Genomic DNA, 18,927 nt, shown 5'->3' on the forward strand with positions numbered 1-18,927 from the left:
GTAATTACCCGGAGCTTGATTCTGCCCTGCTTCTTTATTCCTTCTTCCAGTTAACCCTCACGAAGTTTTCTTCATGACTCCACTGGTAATGCAGTTCACCATGGTGGGCCTTGTAAATCTCCCGCCCCAGCTTCTGAGCCAGCTTGTCTTCGGTCGTGGAAATGGTGATCATGTTCTCGTCCTCTTTTACCTCCATGATTCGCCCCAGCGGGTTTTTCAGCATGGATTTGGCTTCCACGTGCTTGACGGCATTGAGGATGTCGCGAGCATGTTTTGCCACATAACTGCCGGAAAAAATGACGATCCCGGCAGGATTGCCATCCTCGATCCGCTGGCAGGCAGGACAGACCACCTTGTTGATCCCGGCTTCTTCTCTGAGCGTTCTGAGTTCAGCCTCATCCATATACCACCGCTTGTTGTGGTAAAGAGCGCCGCAGGTTTTGCAGAATGACTTTTCCTTGAGACCCCTTTTGGGAAGATACGCATCACTGCTCCGGAGAGACCTTTGCCCCTTTTCTTCCACTCCTGTTCTATGGGAAACCCGTGCCATAATAAATCCCCCCTTCTCGTTATTGGTATGCACTAAAAGTATACCACCGCCTTTACTCTTGTCATTCGGGGGCGACTCTTCCTTGCGTGACAGGGCTTCGGTGATAAAATATTTCTGATCCATTCAGTGCGGAAATAAAAACAGGGGAAAGTCATGACAGAATCGCCTGAATCCATCCCCCCGAAAGCCGTGCCGAAGCTCCCGTTGCTCTGGACCGTCCTCGCCTTGTCCGCCGCTTCTGTTGCCGTTGTGGCGGGTTTCGGCACCCGGCTGGGGCTGTGGCACTTTCGCACCGGTTTCGCCATCCTCAAATGGTCGGCCTACGGCGGTGGAATCGTTGCGATGCTCTCTTTCGCCTCGGCGTTGACCGGCTTGCGAAGCCGCAATTACTCCGGCATCTTCCTGTCCGCCTGCGGACTGCTTATCGGACTTTTAGTTGCAGGAACGGTCTGGAACTGGCAGCGCATTGCCTGGGAGGTACCCCCCATCCACGACATTACCACCGACACCGTCAACCCCCCTCGCTTTGTCGATATCCTGCCCATGCGCAAGGATGCGCCCAATCCAGCGGTATACGGCGGCGCAGAAATTGCCGCAAAGCAGAAAACTGCCTATCCCGACATTAATACGCTCGTGCTCGATATCCCGGCTGACAAGGCGTTTGCTGCGGCTCTGGCTGCGGCGCGGGACATGGGATGGGAGGTCGTTGCCACAGAGCCGAAAGAAGGGCGCATTGAGGCGACGGGTACAACCTTCTGGTTCGGATTCAAGGACGATGTCGTTGTCAGGATCGCCCCGGCGGGATACCGTTCCCTTATCGATGTGCGTTCGGTCTCCCGCGTGGGAAGGAGCGATGTGGGCACCAATGCCCGGAGGATCCGCGCCTACCTGGCAAGGCTGAAGGGGAGCGGCTAGTATTACCCGCGTGTTGGCAAATTCCAAAATACCATCATAGCGCTCTTGCCGATGAAGAGGTCACATCAATAGATTGATGTGGCCTTTTTTATTGCCGTGGCCGCCAATCATCCGCGAGCGAAAAGAAGACGGATGTGGCTGAATTCGGCCAATATCTTTGGCGGATTTCGGCCAGAGTGTGCGTCCGTTTGTCCATTCCTCCAGATGGTTGCCTTGGTAAAACCGTTGAATATCAGCGTGTTGCATCGTGTATACGATATGGCACTGCTGTTGCTAAGTAGAACAGTATTGTATTTTCATTTGCCAGCGCTTGCATGAGCAAATTAAATTTAAGGATTACGAGAGGAGTCGGACATGAAAAAAAAGTTTTATCAACATTTGTACTTCCAGGTTTTACTTGCCATTACGGTAGGTATGCTGCTGGGGAATTTTTACCCCGAAACCGGCGTCGCAATGAAACCGCTAGGTGACGGTTTTATCAAGCTGATCAAGATGATCATCGCCCCGATCATTTTCTGCACGGTGGTAACGGGCATTGCCGGGATGGAGGACATGAAGAAGGTCGGCCGTGTCGGCGCCAAGGCGCTTCTGTATTTCGAGGTGGTGACCACCTTTGCCTTGGGCATCGGCCTCCTCGTGGTGAGCGTCATCGAACCGGGTGTCGGCTTCAACGCCAATGTGGCCACATTGGACACCAAGGCCTTGAATGCCTATACGTCGGCGGCAAAGTCGCACGGTGTGACCGATTTCCTGCTGAACATCATTCCCAGCAGCGTCGTCGACGCCTTTGCAAAGGGTGATATTCTCCAGGTGCTTCTCTTTGCCGTCATGTTCGGCTTTGCCCTCTCCGCTTTAGGCGCGAGGGGAAAAGGAATCTACCGGTTCATCGACCAGCTGTCCCACGTGCTGTTCGGCATTGTCGGCGTTATCATGAAGGCAGCGCCGATCGGCGCCTTCGGTGCCATGGCCTTTACCATCGGCAAATTCGGCATCGGTTCGCTTTCCCAGCTAGGCTTGCTGATGGGGAGCTTTTACCTGACCTGTCTGCTCTTCGTCTTCGTTGTCCTGGGCACCATCGCCCGCATATGCGGCTTCAACATCTTCAAGTTCATCCGATACATCCGGGAGGAACTGCTCATCGTCCTCGGAACTTCGTCGTCCGAGTCGGCGCTGCCCCGCATGATGGCCAAGCTGGAAAAACTCGGCTGCACCAAGTCGGTGGTCGGGCTGGTGATCCCGACCGGTTATTCGTTCAACCTTGACGGCACTTCGATATATCTGACCATGGCGGCGATTTTCGTTGCCCAGGCAACCAACACTCACCTTACCTGGACGCAGAAGCTGACCATTCTCTTTGTCCTGCTCCTGACTTCCAAGGGGGCTGCCGGCGTTACCGGCAGCGGCTTCGTCACCCTGGCGGCCACCTTTGCCGCAATCCCCACCATACCGGTTGCCGGCCTGGCGCTCATCCTCGGCATCGATCGCTTCATGTCCGAAGCACGCGCCCTTACCAACCTCGTCGGCAACGGCATTGCGACGGTGGTCGTTTCAAAATGGGAGAACGAACTGAACGAGGAACAGATGCAGCGGGTGTTGAACGGCGAGGTCGAAGATGTGGCTGACGACGAAGAACCGGTGTTCGATGATGCGGAACCGGTAGCAGACTGACCGCGCAACGATCATCCAGGGGAAAAGAGGGCCGCTTTCGGATTGGAAGCGGCCCTTATCGTTTCAGGGGAGGTTCATTTCATGTCGGGCAGGCGGATAGTTTGCCGGGGGGGGGCGCTCATCTCCGCCGGTAGGCACGGGCAGAGACCCGGGCGTAGCGAAGGTACCAGCGGCATTTGTCCGTCACCCGCGTTACCATGCTGAAACAGATGATGAGGATAAAGAACGACCAGAAAATCATGACACTGATAAATTTGGGCGCTACGGTTTCATAGTTCATAACTCCCCCCATGTGATGGTCCCGCTGCTGGAAACGCCATTCGACGGCACTGATAACAGGCAGGGCAGACCGCAAATTGCTGAAAAAATGGACCGATATGGCATGTATACCGTATCGGTCCAGCGGGAAAATACTTTAAAATTGCGCCGGTGCAGATGCTTAAAGGCAGGGGGGTGCTGGGAGATGACTGCTTCAGCCGGACGGATGGCTGATTGATTGCAGAGACGGGCCGTAGAGAGGATGAAAATACTTCCTAAACCCTTTGCAATTGCTGTAGCGAGTCGAGGATGGCTGCGGGCTCAAGGCGGTTGGTGTAGTCCGCATTGACAAAGGCGAGGCGGATCGTCGCCTTCCGGTCGATGACGAACGTTCCGGGGAGCGGCAGTTCCCAGGATTCATCACCGTTGTACTCGGGCAGATGGACGCCGAAGCCTTGATAAATGGAGCGCATCTCTTCGGCAATGGGATAGACGAGGCCGAATTGCCGGGCGACCTTGTTCCCGAGATCGCTCAGCACCTCGTATTCGAGGAAGTTCTTTAACAGGGTCGCCTGGGATCGGTCCGGGGTCTGCGGAGAGATGGCCACAAGCGTAGCGCCGAGTGTCAGGATCTGAGGGAGGATCTTCTGGTAAGCCCGCAACTGCAGGCTACAGTATGGTCACCACGCTCCCCGGTAGAATGTTGCCACCACCGGCCCGGCGTTCAGCAAGCCATGGAGCTGCACCTCTTTGCCGACGGCATTGGGGAGGGAGAAATCGGGCGCCTTTTCTCCCGGTTTCAGCGCCCGGTCGGCAATACCGGATTGCACCAGCTCCATGGTCGCCTTGCGCATGGCCGCCACCGTATCCGGGGGGAGTTTCGCAAGATTTTCATCCTGGAGCCTTTGCAATTCAGCTTGCAATTCCGGATTGATTCCTTCTTGCCCGGTTGTCACGATAACTACCCCCTAGGAGCCTGTCGGACTTAGGAATGAATCTACTGCGAGAACGGAAAATCGGTCCATATTCCCGGAAATTTTCGACGAATAGGTCCACTATTAGCTCTCAAATTTCCGAAAATCTGTCCTCGATTTGCCATTCTCTCGTTACGATTCCCTAAGTCCGACGGGCTCCTAGTTTGTGGAGATTACACCAATTATATACCCTGCTCTCCGGCTGGCAATAGCGGCATCCGCCGACGAAGGTAAAAAGGATGTCCTGCACAGCGATAAAAAGTCCCCGCCAAAAGGCGCGGGGACTTTGTCAGTCCGGCTCGGTTTAATGGTCGCCTCCATATGTAATACATCCGGGACAGGTCATTTGCGGTTTACCACAATGCTGCTTGACACTTTCCAGGCACTGTCGGCGTAACCTGTCTTGGTCGCCTTCACCCTGAAGGTGTACGTTCCTCTTGCTGGGACAGTGAGATTCGCCCAGGTGTAAGGCCCTCTGAAGGCGGAGGTATAGGCGCCGTTGTCCTTGCTGTACTCCAGAACGTAGGTCACCCCGCTAACATTGCTGCGGCTCCAGCTTACCTGGAAACTCCCCGTGGTGCTGCTCGCCGGCACGCTGATCGAGGCGGGGGCGCCGCAGATCAATGTTACCGAGCAGCTTTTGGTTGCCGAGTAGGCGCTGTCGGTGTAACCCGTCTTGGCCGCCTTCACCCTGAAGGTGTATGTCCCGCTGGCGGGGACAGTAAGGTTCGCCCAGGTGTAGGTCCCTTTGTAGGCGGAGGTGTAGGCGCCGTTGTCCTTGCTGTACTCCAGAACGTAGGTCACCCCGCTGACATTGCTGGGGCTCCAGCTTACCTGGAAACTCCCCGTGGTATTGCCTGACGGCACGCTGATCGAGGCGGGGGCGCCGCAGATCAATGTTACCGAGCAGCTTTTGGTTGCCGAGTAGGCGCTGTCTGTGTAACCCGTCTTGGCCGCCTTCACCCTGAAGGTATACGTCCCGCTGGCGGGGACGGTAAGGTTCGCCCAGGTGTAGGTCCCGCTGTAGGCGGAGGTGTAGGCGCCGTTGTCCTTGCTGTACTCCAGAACGTAGGTCACCCCGCTGACATTGCTGGGGCTCCAGCTTACCTGGAAACTCCCCGTGGTATTGCCTGACGGCACGCTGATCGAGGCGGGGGCGCCGCAGATCAATGTTACCGAGCAGCTTTTGGTTGCCGAGTAGGCGCTGTCTGTGTAACCCGTCTTGGCCGCCTTCACCCTGAAGGTGTACGTTCCGCTGGCGGGGACAGTAAGGTTCGCCCAGGTGTAGGTTCCGTTGTAGGCGGAGGTGTAGGCGCCGTTGTCCTTGCTGTACTCCAGAACGTAGGTCACCCCGCTAACATTGCTGGGGCTCCAGCTTACCTGGAAACTCCCCGTGGTATTGCCTGACGGCACGCTGATCGAGGCGGGGGCGCCGCAGATCAATATTACCGAGCAGCTTTTGGTTGCCGAGTAGGCGCTGTCTGTGTAACCCGTCTTGGCCGCCTTCACCCTGAAGGTGTACGTTCCGCTGGCGGGGACAGTAAGGTTCGCCCAGGTGTAGGTCCCTTTGTAGGCGGAGGTGTAGGCGCCGTTGTCCTTGCTGTACTCCAGAACGTAGGTCACCCCGCTAACATTGCTGGGGCTCCAGCTTACCTGGAAACTCCCCGTGGTATTGCCTGACGGCACGCTGATCGAGGCGGGGGCGCCGCAGATCAATGTTACCGAGCAGCTTTTGGTTGCCGAGTAGGCGCTGTCTGTGTAACCCGTCTTGGCCGCCTTCACCCTGAAGGTGTATGTCCCGCTGGCGGGGACAGTAAGGTTCGCCCAGGTGTAGGTTCCGTTGTAGGCGGAGGTGTAGGCGCCGTTGTCCTTGCTGTACTCCAGAACGTAGGTCACCCCGCTAACATTGCTGGGGCTCCAGCTTACCTGGAAACTCCCCGTGGTATTGCCTGACGGCACGCTGATCGAGGCGGGGGCGCCGCAGATCAATGTTACCGAGCAGCTTCTGGTTGCCGAGTAGGCGCTGTCTGTGTAACCCGTCTTGGCCGCCTTCACCCTGAAGGTGTATGTCCCGCTGGCGGGGACAGTAAGGTTCGCCCAGGTGTAGGTTCCGTTGTAGGCGGAGGTGTAGGCGCCGTTGTCCTTGCTGTACTCCAGAACGTAGGTTACCCCGCTAACGTTGCTGGGGCTCCAGCTTACCTGGAAACTCCCCGTGGTATTGCCTGCCGGCACGTTGATCGAGGAGGGGGGGGCAAGTTGGGGATTAGGCAATGTAATCTGATTTCCGGCAAGGGTATTGTTGTTCTTGTTTGTTTCAACCAGCCGATTCGTGTAATCAGCGCAGGCAATAAGGTACAGGGATCCGCCGGGCGCTGTAGGGGGAATGGGTGCCCGGGTTGTCCCACTGGGGCAGGTTCCGGCTGCGATAGACGCCACGTTCCGGCTGCCGATCAGCATGTCATCTGAAGAGAGGTTCTGGTCGCTGGAGAGGTAGAATCCGACCGAAAATCCCGTGGCATCGCCCGGACCGCCATTGCAGACAGTATCAGTGATCGTGATCGTGCTCCCCTGGACGGCGGAGGGCGGCCCTGCAACACTCTGCACGAACAGATCGGATGGTTGGAGACGCGTGACCGTGATGGTGAGGGATGTCGTCTTGCCAAGGGTATCGGTCGCCGCTACCGTGAAACCGTTGTCCCCCACTTGCAAAGCCACTGGAAGACTGTAGTAGCCGTCGCTTGGCCGGTAGTTGGCCACGGTTCCGTTGATCGTCACCGAGCTCACCCCCGATGGATCGGTACACACTCCGGTGATGACGGTGGAGGGCTGGTAGGTCGTGCTTCCCTCTGAGGAAGTAACGGTCAGGGATGGGGGGAGGTTCAACGTCGTAAATAAGATGGCACTGCTGCCAGCCGTATTTCCCGCTTCATCGGTGGATTTTGCCGCAACATGGTAAGTCGCTGCTTCCAGCAAGGCGGTGAGGCGCATGCTGTGTTCTGTTGCCAGCTTCTTGTCGGCGGACACCCCTCCCATGGCCGGGGTGTCGCCGTAATTAAGCACCGAGTTTGCCGGTTCGTTGGTGGTCCAGGTAATGGTCGCCGCAGTGTCGGTGATGCCGGTGACGGCGAGGTTCGAGATGGCCGGCGGGACATTGTCCACAAAAGCTGCGGCTGTTACCGTTGCCGATTTCCCCGAGCCGTCGTTGGCATCATGGTAGATGGCAGTGATGGTATCGCCGTCGGCACCCTGGAGCCGGCCGTCGCCGGGAACGACCGGTGCGGCTGCAATAGGAATGCTTCCGGAAAAAATGGCGATATTCGGGGCGGATTCGGTGAGGACGACCGTCTCCCCGGACGATTCTGCAGTGCTGACAACGAGTATCGGCACCTGCTCCACCTTGGTCGGATCACTGTTCAGATCACGGTCGGCTATCTGTATCTGGAGAGTGCTGCTGGAATTGTACCTCTGCCTGTCGAGGCTGATCGTTCCCCGGGATGTTACCCCCGAAGCCCCGGTGATGGCGAGGGCAAAGGGTTGTGGAGCGTAGGGAACGTTGTAGCCTGTGACGGAGACCGTGTATATTCCGGGAACCGGTGCCTGGACCAGGACCTGCTCCTCGACGTTGAGCCGATCAGGAGTGCCGCCGGCAAACGATTCGCCGTTGGTAAAGGCATTTCCCGTCAGAACCGTTCCGTCGGGGGTACTCACCGCCAGGTCGAGGTCGTTAACTATTGCTTTTACCGCGCCGATGGTCCCTGGGTAGTCGGTCCAGACCAGGGTTACCTTGAAGGGCTGCCCGCCCGGCACCAGGAACTGCCTGCTCCAGTTCTTGTCCGTCCCAAGTCCGCCCCCCTCGTCCACCACTGCAAGTCTCCCGGCCTCCCCGGCAAAGGGGAGCGCGTTGGCGAGATTGATCCTTCCCCAACCCTGGCCGGTGGCGGGGATCGGGCCACCGGTGCCGGTTCCGGTCATGTTCTGGGCGCTGTTGACAACCACCGCCTTGACCAGGGCGGCCGAAGGGGTGAACGCATTGATCGGGGTGGCGATGCCCAAGGGGTGGAAGCCGTCGATGAAATACTGACGGACCAGCGCAGCAGCTCCGGCTACGGCCGGCGTGGCCATGGATGTGCCGCTCATGCCGAGCGTGCCGTTGTTGGAACTGTCTTTCAAGCCGTCAGAATCGGCGGAGATGATGCCATAGCCGGGTGCGGTCACCGTCGGCTTGATCCGACCGTCAGCGGTTGGGCCGTTACTGCTGAACGAAGCCATGTTCTCGGCACTGCTGCCGTTATAGGTGGCACCGACGCTGATGACATTCTTGGCGGTCGCCGGGTTGCCGACCGTGGATAACCCCGGCCCGGCGTTGCCGTTGGCGAACAAAGCAAGGAATTCCTTGTGTTCCCACAGGAAGCGGTCGGCGCTCGCCGCGAAGGAACTGTAGGACCCGTCGTCGTTTCCCCAGCTGTTAGTGTGGAAACGAGCCCCGACGTTGTAAGCGGCAGTGAACATGAGCCCCAGGTCATCGGGGGGATAGACTGCGTTGCTTCCTCCCGGCGTCAGATCCTGTATGAAAACCCGGGCCTTGGGCGCCATGCCGTTGGCATTGGAGAGTCCGTCCACCGGCGTGCGGTCGCCTGCCACCGTGTCCGTAACGTGAGTCCCGTGGCCCGGGGTGCTGGCATCGTAGTCGTCGCCGTAGGTCGTGTCGTAGCCGACAATCTTCCGGTGCCCCGTGCCGATCGGCGCCCCGGCCGGGTCACGGAACCATGGCATGTCGTAGTCGAGCCCGGTATCGCCGATACCTATGATCTGGCCCTCGCCGTGGATCTTCTGGTCCCATATCTCCGTGTTATCGGGGATGTCGGTCTGGATCACCCAACGCGTCGTATCATTGAAAAGCTGCATGTCGAAGTGCTCGTCAATCCAGCTTACTTCCTCGATAGCCGCAAGCTTTGCAATGGACGTTGTGTCGACAGCCACCCGGAGTGTATCGCGGCCCACGTCGAGAACATCTCCCTCCATCTGCTGCACCACGGCCAGCACGTCGCGCACGTTGGCAGGGTCATCGAGCCTCAGGTGGATCCTGATCTTCTCGCCCGATGGCCGGGCAGTCGCCTTCTCCCGGAGCTTTTCGCGAAGCTTGTGGGCCGGTTTGAAACGGACCACTCCCTCGATGTACGGAAGTTTCTTCACGGCTTTTTTCGCAGTGTCATCCATGGTTGCCAGAAAGGCAAAATCGGGGAGGTAATCGAGAAGCCGGCACCCCAGCTCCTCCACTTTCGCTTTTTCCTCCTCGTGAATCGGCCCGGTAAACTGGACGACCCACTTGCGTCGGCCCTTGTCCACTCTGGGTTCCAGGATCTCCGGCACCGCCGGTTCCTTCCCCTTCACGTCTATGACAATCCCATTGATCTGCACCTTGTGCTTCGAAAACTCTTTCGCCCAGGCTGGGCTTCCTCCCAGATACAGCAGAACGATGAAGAAGACCGATAGCGAGGCGCATCTCTTGATCTGGCCGCACATGGCATCCTCCTTCCTGGTTGAGGTTCGTTGCGATGGCCGATTACCGGAGACCTTCTCCGGCAATCGATGACATTCCTTCTCCTGGCACTATTTGGATCGATCGCTTCTCGTGTGCTTTTTTCCGGCAAGCTCAAAGGTCTCTCCCCTTGTCTGATTAGTTGTTTTAAATAAAAACTTTGCAATACAACCTTTAAAGCATTTCAGGGGGAGGGCAATACGCTGTCCGGCGTATTTTAGGGGAGTATTTTATCGGGGAGGAAATGCGCTTTTCAAACGAGGGACAATTCCTGCGGGAGAGCCAAGTCGCCGCGATCGGGACCTGTTAGCGGCTCATGTCGACATATTGGCGGGATCGTGCGTTTTTCTGCCCACGATCTCCCGCCACTACGCATATTTAACTGATAGAATCCAGCAATGAGGCATGCGGCTGCTGCCCTCTGCCATGGTTATTATCTAATTTAGATGGATGCTCGATTGTGTGCAATACGCAGAATGGTGTAAAAATGTGCGTATTTTAGATTACATGACTACGTATTTTGGAGTTTGAGGAGTCTTTGACGCTTCAGAAGAACGTTCTGCTGACCATTAAAGGCCGGTTTGGTCAGCGGGTGAAGGGAGGAGTACTGGCTATGGCGGGGTGCCCTGCATGCGAAAAAAGGCCGTTCCCTTGTCGAGGGACGGCCTTTTTTTCATCTCAAGCGGGGGCGGAAAGCCCGCCGTCAGTCGTCATCGTCGTTGCGCCATCTTCCCCTGTCCTGCCTGGAGTAATCTTTTTCCGACCTTCGCGCCTCTTTCCACCGTTCATTGTCGTGCCGACGTCGCTCGCGCCACTCTCCGGCCGGCCGGCCATGCCTCCCCCAGTCCCCGTCATCACAGTGCCGCCTGTACTCCGCGTCCCGGTAGTAGCGGACACGCTCAAAGGGGTACCTGCGGAGCCCCCATGGGAGACTCCGGTAACTGGCCGTCACCCAGGGGCCGTTATGGGAAGGCGCACTGTACCAGGTATTGCCGCGAGTGAGGTAATAGCGACCGGAAACGTAGAAGAGGTCGTAGGGGACGCCGACCGCCGCGAAAAAACCCAACTCCGGGAGCCGGACGAATTCCGGCCGCTCTTCGATCACCACGGGTGGCGGGGCCGGGGCATAGACGGGGGGAGGGGGTGGGGCGTAAACGGGTGCCGAGACGGGGACATAGACTGTGGGTGCAGATGCATACACCCGCGGCAGATTGCCGATGTTGATCCCGACGTTGAAACCGACGTTTGCTGCCTGGGCAGGGCCTGCTGCCGCGACTGCCGCAACTACCATGCTTACAAGAATGCTTCGCATACGCTTCTCCTTTCTTTGACACAGGGTTTCCCGATGAACGGGGACGCAAAAAAGCCGGGGCAGAATATCCTGAGATAGTTCGGCAACCCGGCTGTCTTTTAAAGACCCTGTGGGCTTTCCGCCCCACCCTCGCGGGTGGTTTAGTAGTATCGCGTATCTCGAAGCGAAGTTCGATCCAACTTTTATACTCTCGTATGAGCAGATACCGTGCCAGGTGCGGCTAATTAATTAAGGGGTTGAATTCAATGGGCAATTCTGATGTCGGCGGGCTGATCCCTCCCGGAGGGTGGCTCAAATCCTCCATGGATTACCTCTTCTCGGGTATAGGTATGGAAGGTGAAATTATTTGCAGCGGTTTCTCGTTATGCTGATTACTCAATCGCAAGGAAAGGACGATTGGTCAGAATGTGAAGCCGAGCTTGCAGCTGACTTCGCCCAGACCGATTGACTCTTTAATCGGAGGAACTAACCCGGCCCGCTCTCTGAGCTCGCTGGCGCTTTCGTCCGGACCGTAGATCATGGTGAGGGAAAGTCTACCATAGCGAATCATCACATTTCCGTCATCATCCGCACCCAGAGCCAAATGTTTCCCCTTAGCTTTTTCATCCTGTTTAGCCTCGTGCCTAGCCTCGGGATTTCCCGTCGCAACAACTGGAAACAGTTTAATGTTCTCTGAAAAAGCTCCTTGCGGGACCAGGAGGAAGGTGATTGCCACGATCATCGTGACGCGATTCAAATACGGACCAATCGTTCTTCTCTGTAAATCTGCCATTTTTCCCACTTTCACCGGACTTTCTCCATCCGATGCCTGTTGTGCCGGCAAACAAAGCCGGCTCGCAAATTCCGTTGAGATCTTTCGGCAACCCGGCTTCTCTTCCCAGACCCTCTGGGCTTTCCGTCTTATCCTCGCACGCGGTTGATACTAATGGTTGTTGTTTGTCTGTTACGCGAGTGTAACCCATTTGTTCCGCTTGCCGAGTAAAACTATTGTAATACCTACTATTGTAATACCTGTCGCGCATATGATGCATTCATGTCATTGGTCGGCCACCCAAAAAACCGGCTATCAATATTGACAGGGCCGGAGAAACCGGTATGCTCGACTCAATCAATTTCGCCCGTTTTGTGCCTTAATTTTACCTATCCCCTAACCCTGATAAACAGGTCCCGTTCAATGGATGCAAGTGACTATCAGAAAATCCGGCAACTGTTTGACGACTACCTGCGGATGTATTCATCCCGCGATGATCGGCTCACCACGTATTTCAGCGAGGACTTTTCCGGCTTTACCGGAGGCGGGGATTTTCTGGTCAAAGACAGGGAAGAATGGGTCGCGATTACCCGCCAGGACTTCGCCAAGGTCAAAGATCCGATCCATATCGAACTCAAGGACCTGGCCATCCAGTCACTGGCCGATACGATCGCCGTCGCGACCAGCTTCTTCACCATTCACCTGCCGATCGAAGACCACATCCTGTCACGAGAGACAGCCCGCCTGGTGCTGATTTTCCGCAAGGAATCCGCGGGCTGGAAAATCTCGCACAGCAGTATTTCCATTCCCTACTACCTGGTTCGTGAAGGCGAAGTCTATCCCATGAAGGAACTGGTGGAGCGTAACCAGTACCTGGAAGAGCTGGTCGCCGAACGGACGATTCAGCTTTCCGAGGCAAACGATAAGCTGTTAAGAACAAATGAAGAACTGGCGAGAGAGATTGCAGGGCACAAGCAGGCCGAGGAGGCGCTGCGGCAGAGCGAGACCTACTACCGACTGTTGACAGAGGATGCATCCGATGTGGTCTGGAAGATAGACAGCGATTATCGTTTCACCTATATCAGCCCGGCGGACGAGCGCCTGCGCGGCTACAGGGCCGAGGAAGTGATCGGCCACCATGTTTTCGAAATCTTTGACGAAGAAGGGATCGCATCTCTCAAGAAAACAGCCCTACAGCGGCAGGAGGCCGAACAGAACGGAACGGAACGCGGACAGGCACCTTAACCTTCGAAGCACAGCACCGCTGCAAGGACGGCAGATGGTTATGGGCGGAAATAAACTCAACTCCCGAGCGTGACGCGTACGGCAAAATTACCGGGTACCACGGTATAACCAGGGAAATAACCGAACGCAAGGAGCGCGAAAAAGAACTGCTGAAAATCGAACAGCTGGAATCCCTGGGTGCCCTCGCCGGAGGCATTGCCCACGATTTCAACAACATACTGACCGGAATCATGGGAAACGTATCCTTTGCGCAGATGTTCCTGGATGCCAGCCACAAGTCGTATAAGCCACTGGCTGAAGCCGAAAAAGCATCGGTAAGGGCCGGAGAACTCGCCCATCAACTCCTGACCTTTGCCCGCGGTGGCGAACCGGTCAAGAAACTGGTTTCACTCCTGCAGCTTGTGAATGAAACCGTCTCGCTTGTTCTGAGTGGCTCAAACGTCAAGGGAACTATCGAAATCCCCGACTCGATCCACGCCATCGAAGCGGACGAAGGGCAGATGAGCCAGGTATTCCACAACATCATCATCAACGCCACGCAGGCGATGCCGGATGGCGGGACTCTGACCGTCACCGCACGGAACGCGTCTCTGGACAGTGCAAACACCATGAACCTTCCGGGCGGCAGATATGTCAGGCTGTCATTCGCCGATCAGGGGTGCGGGATACCGGATGGTGATCTGAATAAGGTATTCAACCCCTACTTCACGACCAAGTCGTCTGGAAGCGGGCTTGGGCTCGCTTCGGCCCACTCGATAGTAAACAGGCATGGCGGCCATATCGGCGTCAGTTCAGTACCGGGTAAAGGTACAACCTTCACAATCCATCTGCCATCAATCGGCGAGACATATTCTACACATCAAACCGACTCTGTCGCGCAGTCTGCCGATGCTCATACGGGCGGTTCCATTCTTGTCATGGATGACGAGGAGTTTATCCGGGATATAACGACTGAAATGTTGGAATATCTGGGATATCAGGCGACAGCATGTGAGAATGGCGCAGAGGCAATAGTGCAATATAAAGCTGCAAGGGAATCAGGGGTGCCCTTTTCTGCAGTTATCATGGATCTGACCATACCGGGAGGCATGGGAGGAAAGGAGGCAGCACAGCAGATTCTGGACATCGATCCGAAGGCGTGCCTGATTGTGTCCAGCGGCTATTCAAATGATCCGGTCATGGCTGACTACAGTGCCTATGGTTTCAATGGTGCGATAGCGAAGCCTTACAACATGACGGAATTCGGGCAACTGCTGAGCTCGAAGTTGTCTACGCGACAGGCTCCTGGACAACGAATCTGATCATTATCTCCAGCGGTTTTGGAGATGTGTGACGTGGGGCTATTCGTGTCGATGGGGATGCGTTCGGTTTCATTTGCGAAAAACGATCCGGCTGACGTCGCTCGCCGAGATCCGGTAGGCTCCTACCCCCGTATCGCCGTAAAAGACGGCGCTTTTGTTCACCTTGAGCTGGAGGCGGCTCCCCGATTTTAGCAGCAGGTCGGCCGGTGCCTCGTTGCCGCTCACCGGGCCGAAGCTTAGTTCCTTAAGGTCGCGGAAGAAAACGCTCATGCGCCCTTCCCCCCGTTGCCCTTCGAAAAAGACATTGCCGTCCATGGAAAACCGGCTCAAGTCGGTCGTCACTCCCGAGCGGTCGATAATCTGAGCCTTGATGTTCTCTTCCGTTTTGGGGACCGTCCCCTCCGGGGTGCCGCCCAGGCTACCCATGCCCATCAGCATGATGGCGGTCAGCAGGACCAGAACGACAGTCAGTGCGCCTCGCATACCTTCTCTCCTTTTCGTCGGCATATACCATATAGAATAGCACCGGAGGGGGCGATGTAAACCGGTGCTGACGAAAATCCCGCGGCGCCGCTTGCAACGTCGGCAAAATAATCGGCATTATAATCGGCAGGCTTGTTACAAAACGGACTTTATTTTGATAGATAATGCCTTATGTGATAGATAGTTATGCATGATATTGATGCTTTATTAACATAGGCAGAAGTTGGGACATCCGACCCTCAAGCCGGAGGCTGCCTACATGTTTCAGGAGGCCCTGCTGCGGCGCAGGGTGACATGATTCGGGTTTCCGGAATGGCTGAGCGGGCCGGCCGGATGCTGTTTGCCAAGTTGCTGGACGAGGGGCTGTTGGTTTCACGTATGCCGAAGGGGCCGGTAAGGCTGGCATTTCCGACCCATGTGGCCGGATACCTTAAATCGACAGAAATCCGTTTGGAGCAAGACTGGTGGCGAGCATCACCATGTTGATCTCCCGGTGTTCCCGCCATGTTTCGGTCTCCCTGTTTCTCCACTCCAGCCAGAAACCCTCGATTTCCTCCGCAAGCGACAGGTACCCCGCGAGCGCTTCGATCTTCCGTAGCAGTGGGTTTTCCAGATTCTTCTCCGACCAACCTCGTAGCGGCACAATCACCTTCAGCCCGATCGAGAGCCCCAGCTCGCGGAAGGCCAGACGGTATGCGGCAGGATATTTGAGGGGATTGCCCTCCGCGAAGGCCTGCAACCCTGCCAGGGCCGCATCGACAATGGACTCCAAAAGGGACGTGTCCCTGAAGCCCCCCATGTCCGTCAGCTGCGCGATCCGCCATGCGTCCCACAAAAGGCCGCCGATACCGAGCGGATCGTCCGTTGACCATTCCTTCCCCCGGCAGATGGCGGCCATATCGGCGATCTCGGCCTTGAGATCGAACTGGAGCGACAGGCCGGGCGCTGCGGCCGAGGCCTGCAGCTCGCAGTAGGTGACGTAGCCGTCGAGGGGGTCGTGCTGCCCCATGGAGGGGACGAGTGGCCGGCTGAGGTCGATGCTCATTTTCCAGTACATCCGCTTTGCTCCACTCCGGGAAGCAGGGACGAAGGCGGCATGCGCCGTCTGCGCCAGTTCCATGGCCCACCCGGCGTAGGTCGCAACACCGGTGACCCGGCTCATGCGGCTAAGCGCATGCATCCATTTGGTCAGGTAGTGGAAGTACTGCCCGTCCTGTTCCCATTCCAGAGGCTCGTCGGGTGGCTCGCCGGGCCCGCGTTCGTTCAGCCTCTTGCCGATCCGCAGGCCGCCGCGGGTCGGGTGCGATTCCCCCTCGGCTTCGTCCAGTCCGCTGATCCAGCCGTTGCGGGGATCGTCGCTGCGGTGGCGGCCGAGGATGTGATGTACCTGGTCCACGAGACGGAGGGCGAGATCCAGCCACTCCCCGTCATTGGTCTGGCGGAACAGCTCCAGCAGGTTGCAGAGGGCGAAGGCATCCGTCCAGAGATAACGCCGCGGTGTTTTCCCTGGGGGGGAAACCCCGGTGAGAGCCGCATAGTCCAGCATGATCCCACGGACCTCTGCAATGGAGTTCTTTGGTTCCATGTTATTTTCTCCACGGCCGTCTTCTCTGTTCGGAGGCATCGGGACGATCCACGCACCCCGGAAACGCAAACGGCCGCACATACCGAAGGTTCTCCTTCGGCAGTCCGGCCGTCTTCCACTGCGAAGACCCGCGACTTTCCGCCCCCTTCTTGCGGAGGGTTCGGCTTTATCGTGAGGCGAATTAGAAAATATTACAATATAGTGGCAATTGTATCGCCGCCCCTCCCGCTGTCAAGGTTGCATTTCCCGCGCAGATGCACGAGCGCGTGGGGTTGCGGTACTGCCGGGAATGGTCACCGAATTCTGGGAACAGCATACTAATTATTGCTCCAACAACTTCCGGGCCAAACTGTGTAATTCTGAATTTGCCAGCGCAACCACTTTTTTCTTAACCGAACGGGAATAATACTCCTGTTCGGTCTTTGTCAGAGGGAGGCCTTCGAGTTTCTTCTTGAACAATTCTTTCTGTTTCGGCGAAAACACCTGCGACAGTGCATAGGCTAGAGAAAATTCTTCGTACTTTTCTTTGCGCCGCCTGGTCTTATCTACGTTCTGTTCAAAATAGAGTTCAAACAATCCTTTCAGTCGTTCCGGGTCGAGCTTTACATCGTCCCAGGCTAGTGCTTGATTGTGAGCAAGGCAGTTTCTCCATTTTTTAACCAGTGATTTGTCTTCGCTGGAGAGGTTTTTCTTAAGCTTGCTCGACCATGTAAATGTCAGGTGATAGAACGAATACAGAGACGAGGACAAAAGCAATAGCCGGTGGAAGTGATCTTTGTCTTCCCTGCCAGGCAACAGTTGCTCAACCAGTTCAGGTGCAAACTGATAGCTGTCAGCGGCATTAGCCAGCAACACAGGGAATCCTTCCCAAAGTCGGGTGTCTTGGCTCTTCACAACCTCCGCTAAAGTTTCATTGACATTCAGTTCTTCACTCGGTTCAAACATCGGAAATCCGAGCTTCGATAGGCTCTTCATAAGTTTCTCGTCAGTCATAAAGGCCTTTCTCCCGCAGTAACTCAATGAAGTGCTGAATGTGTGGTTTCAGCCGGTCTTCTGCAATGTCATAGCTGACCATTTCATAGAAGTGTTCGACAAGCCTATCTATGTTAATATGTGCTATGCGGGCTTCAGCCAGGCTCAGACAATCCTCAAAATCAACCCTGGTTCCACGCATCAACTTGCTGGAAATCAGATCATACTCGTTCAAAATGCCAATATACAGGGATGAGTATTCCTTGAAGACTGTATGCCTTCCTTTTTCCAGCGGAGATGCCAGCAACCCCGTCGTGTGAATGGAATTTCCGCGAAAGATGTCGAACTGGAATATTTCACCGGAGCGTTTCCAGCCGGAACCGGTCATTGCTTCATAGCCCAATACCCTTAGCTGTTTCGTCAGGTACTCATACTCTTGTATGTTGGGGGTCATGAAATCGACGTCTTTTGTCGATGGCTTGACTCCCAGCAATGTCATGGCAGTTCCACCGCAAGCAATCAGGTGAACTTTACGCTTGAGGAAGCGGTTCCATTCTTCCAGAATGTCAAGAAGCTGGTTTTTGTCTAGCCTATATATCATTTGTACCTTATCATACAATAAATTGTATTGATTTATACAAGCTATTGTATATTTTTATACAAAATAGGTAGTTTTGTCAAGGGATGTGTTGTTTCACCTTTGAAGGACTTGGAGAACGCTACCCTGTCAGGCTTTGCAATTGATGATTTGCCACAAGAGCTTTGATCCGGATTCAAGCCTTCCAAACAAAGAAAACGGTTATCCCCAGTAAGCCATACAAAAAAAGGCTTTTCCAGTTAAATGCCACTTTAAGGTCTTGCGCTGAAGGCAACGATTCGTACAGCAAAAGGAAAACGACAAAATAGAGGCCCAAGATCGAGCCGAGGCTCGGCGCAAACCATTTGTTCCAATGTCGATACACCATAAAGGCGACTGCCACCAACAGCAAAGGCGCCAGGCCGATTGGCAGTGAATTGATGGCGTTCAGCTTTCTGAATCGGACCGAACCCATTACCCATTTGCCGTTACCGTCTGATTTCGGAAAAAGAGAAAAGCCGGTGGGGCTTGCAAAAAGGAGCAGCCCAACGAGAAGATGACAGATTTCGTGCAGGACCACCCCGATGAAATTCCAGATGCCTATGATGAAGATCCCGCATTCACGGCTTCTGTGATTCAGTGTTATTAAAAGAAGAACGAGGAGGATGCCACAGAAGTGAAAAAATGAAAGCGAGTTGAATACATGCATGAGCAATAGATTATAGCATTTACCGTCATGGGGCAACTGTAGAATAGCTTCCTGCCTGACAATGCGCTTCACGGGGTTGCCGTTTTTT

The 18,927-nt window shown here is 55.7% G+C and carries 15 protein-coding genes, 1 pseudogene and 2 riboswitches; of the genes and pseudogenes, 5 read left to right on the forward strand and 11 right to left on the reverse strand.

Going from position 1 to position 18,927, the window contains the following annotated elements; genetic code table 11:
- Positions 1-34: 34 nt before the first annotated feature.
- Entirely contained in the window at positions 35-550 is a 516-nt protein-coding gene (locus tag GURA_RS01950; RefSeq protein WP_011937321.1) for a BCAM0308 family protein, read from the reverse strand.
- A gap of 153 nt (positions 551-703) precedes the next feature.
- Between GURA_RS01950 and GURA_RS01955 the strand changes: the two genes are divergently transcribed.
- Together GURA_RS01955 and GURA_RS01960 are read left to right on the forward strand one after the other, a co-directional pair.
- A complete protein-coding gene (locus GURA_RS01955) occupies positions 704-1,465 on the forward strand; it encodes a DUF1499 domain-containing protein (protein WP_011937322.1) in 762 nt (253 codons plus the stop codon).
- A gap of 354 nt (positions 1,466-1,819) precedes the next feature.
- Positions 1,820-3,133 (forward strand): dicarboxylate/amino acid:cation symporter, encoded by a 1,314-nt coding sequence (locus GURA_RS01960; protein ID WP_011937323.1) that lies wholly within the window; start codon positions 1,820-1,822, stop codon positions 3,131-3,133.
- Between the two features lie 118 nt (positions 3,134-3,251).
- Here GURA_RS01960 and GURA_RS24040 read toward each other — a convergent pair whose 3' ends face one another.
- The 5 genes from GURA_RS24040 to GURA_RS01980 form a co-directional block, all read right to left on the reverse strand.
- Positions 3,252-3,413, reverse strand: a complete 162-nt coding sequence (locus GURA_RS24040; RefSeq protein WP_157046105.1) for a hypothetical protein — start codon at positions 3,411-3,413, stop codon at positions 3,252-3,254.
- A 253-nt stretch (positions 3,414-3,666) separates the two neighbouring features.
- Positions 3,667-4,347 carry a peroxiredoxin-like family protein gene (locus GURA_RS01965; protein ID WP_011937324.1) on the reverse strand — a complete coding sequence of 227 codons (681 nt, stop codon included), beginning with the start codon at positions 4,345-4,347 and terminating at the stop codon, positions 3,667-3,669.
- A gap of 360 nt (positions 4,348-4,707) precedes the next feature.
- Positions 4,708-9,888: a S8 family serine peptidase gene (locus GURA_RS22565; RefSeq protein WP_011937325.1), complete on the reverse strand. Its 5,181-nt coding sequence runs from the start codon at positions 9,886-9,888 to the stop codon at positions 4,708-4,710.
- Between the two features lie 719 nt (positions 9,889-10,607).
- Positions 10,608-11,216, reverse strand: coding sequence for a hypothetical protein (locus GURA_RS01975; protein ID WP_011937326.1), 609 nt, complete (start codon positions 11,214-11,216; stop codon positions 10,608-10,610).
- Positions 11,217-11,294: 78 nt separating this feature from the next.
- Positions 11,295-11,371: riboswitch (cyclic di-GMP riboswitch) on the reverse strand.
- Positions 11,372-11,616: 245 nt separating this feature from the next.
- Positions 11,617-12,003 carry a hypothetical protein gene (locus GURA_RS01980; protein WP_041245217.1) on the reverse strand — a complete coding sequence of 129 codons (387 nt, stop codon included), beginning with the start codon at positions 12,001-12,003 and terminating at the stop codon, positions 11,617-11,619.
- 387 nt (positions 12,004-12,390) lie between these two features.
- Here GURA_RS01980 and GURA_RS24500 point away from each other — a divergent pair, with 387 nt between their 5' ends.
- The 3 genes and pseudogenes from GURA_RS24500 (at position 12,391) to GURA_RS01990 (ending at position 14,513) form a co-directional block, all read left to right on the forward strand.
- The gene (locus tag GURA_RS24500) at positions 12,391-13,212 is read left to right on the forward strand and encodes a nuclear transport factor 2 family protein (protein ID WP_011937328.1); all 822 of its coding nucleotides are present in this window, start codon (positions 12,391-12,393) and stop codon (positions 13,210-13,212) included.
- Positions 13,140-13,349, forward strand: a pseudogene (locus GURA_RS25240) (PAS domain S-box protein); the annotation flags it as partial. The gene GURA_RS24500 and the pseudogene GURA_RS25240, both read left to right, overlap by 73 nt.
- Before the next feature lie 93 nt (positions 13,350-13,442).
- Complete coding sequence (locus GURA_RS01990) at positions 13,443-14,513, forward strand: hybrid sensor histidine kinase/response regulator (protein WP_011937329.1); 1,071 nt, start codon at positions 13,443-13,445, stop codon at positions 14,511-14,513.
- 69 nt (positions 14,514-14,582) lie between these two features.
- On the opposite strand, the gene GURA_RS01995 is transcribed toward GURA_RS01990, so the two are convergent.
- The 5 genes from GURA_RS01995 to GURA_RS02015 form a co-directional block, all read right to left on the reverse strand.
- Positions 14,583-14,996: a hypothetical protein gene (locus tag GURA_RS01995; protein WP_011937330.1), complete on the reverse strand. Its 414-nt coding sequence runs from the start codon at positions 14,994-14,996 to the stop codon at positions 14,583-14,585.
- Between the two features lie 430 nt (positions 14,997-15,426).
- Complete coding sequence (locus GURA_RS02000; RefSeq protein WP_041245670.1) at positions 15,427-16,581, reverse strand: hypothetical protein; 1,155 nt, start codon at positions 16,579-16,581, stop codon at positions 15,427-15,429.
- Between the two features lie 95 nt (positions 16,582-16,676).
- Positions 16,677-16,756: riboswitch (cyclic di-GMP riboswitch) on the reverse strand.
- Positions 16,757-16,902: 146 nt separating this feature from the next.
- A complete protein-coding gene (locus GURA_RS02005; RefSeq protein ID WP_011937332.1) occupies positions 16,903-17,574 on the reverse strand; it encodes a hypothetical protein in 672 nt (223 codons plus the stop codon).
- Positions 17,567-18,154 carry a DUF6036 family nucleotidyltransferase gene (locus tag GURA_RS02010; protein ID WP_011937333.1) on the reverse strand — a complete coding sequence of 196 codons (588 nt, stop codon included), beginning with the start codon at positions 18,152-18,154 and terminating at the stop codon, positions 17,567-17,569. Before GURA_RS02010 ends, GURA_RS02005 begins: the two co-directional genes overlap by 8 nt.
- A 172-nt stretch (positions 18,155-18,326) precedes the next feature.
- The gene (locus GURA_RS02015) at positions 18,327-18,911 is read right to left on the reverse strand and encodes a hypothetical protein (RefSeq protein ID WP_157046106.1); all 585 of its coding nucleotides are present in this window, start codon (positions 18,909-18,911) and stop codon (positions 18,327-18,329) included.
- Positions 18,912-18,927: the final 16 nt, after the last annotated feature.

This window comes from Geotalea uraniireducens Rf4 (assembly GCF_000016745.1).
GTDB lineage: Bacteria > Desulfobacterota > Desulfuromonadia > Geobacterales > Geobacteraceae > Geotalea > Geotalea uraniireducens.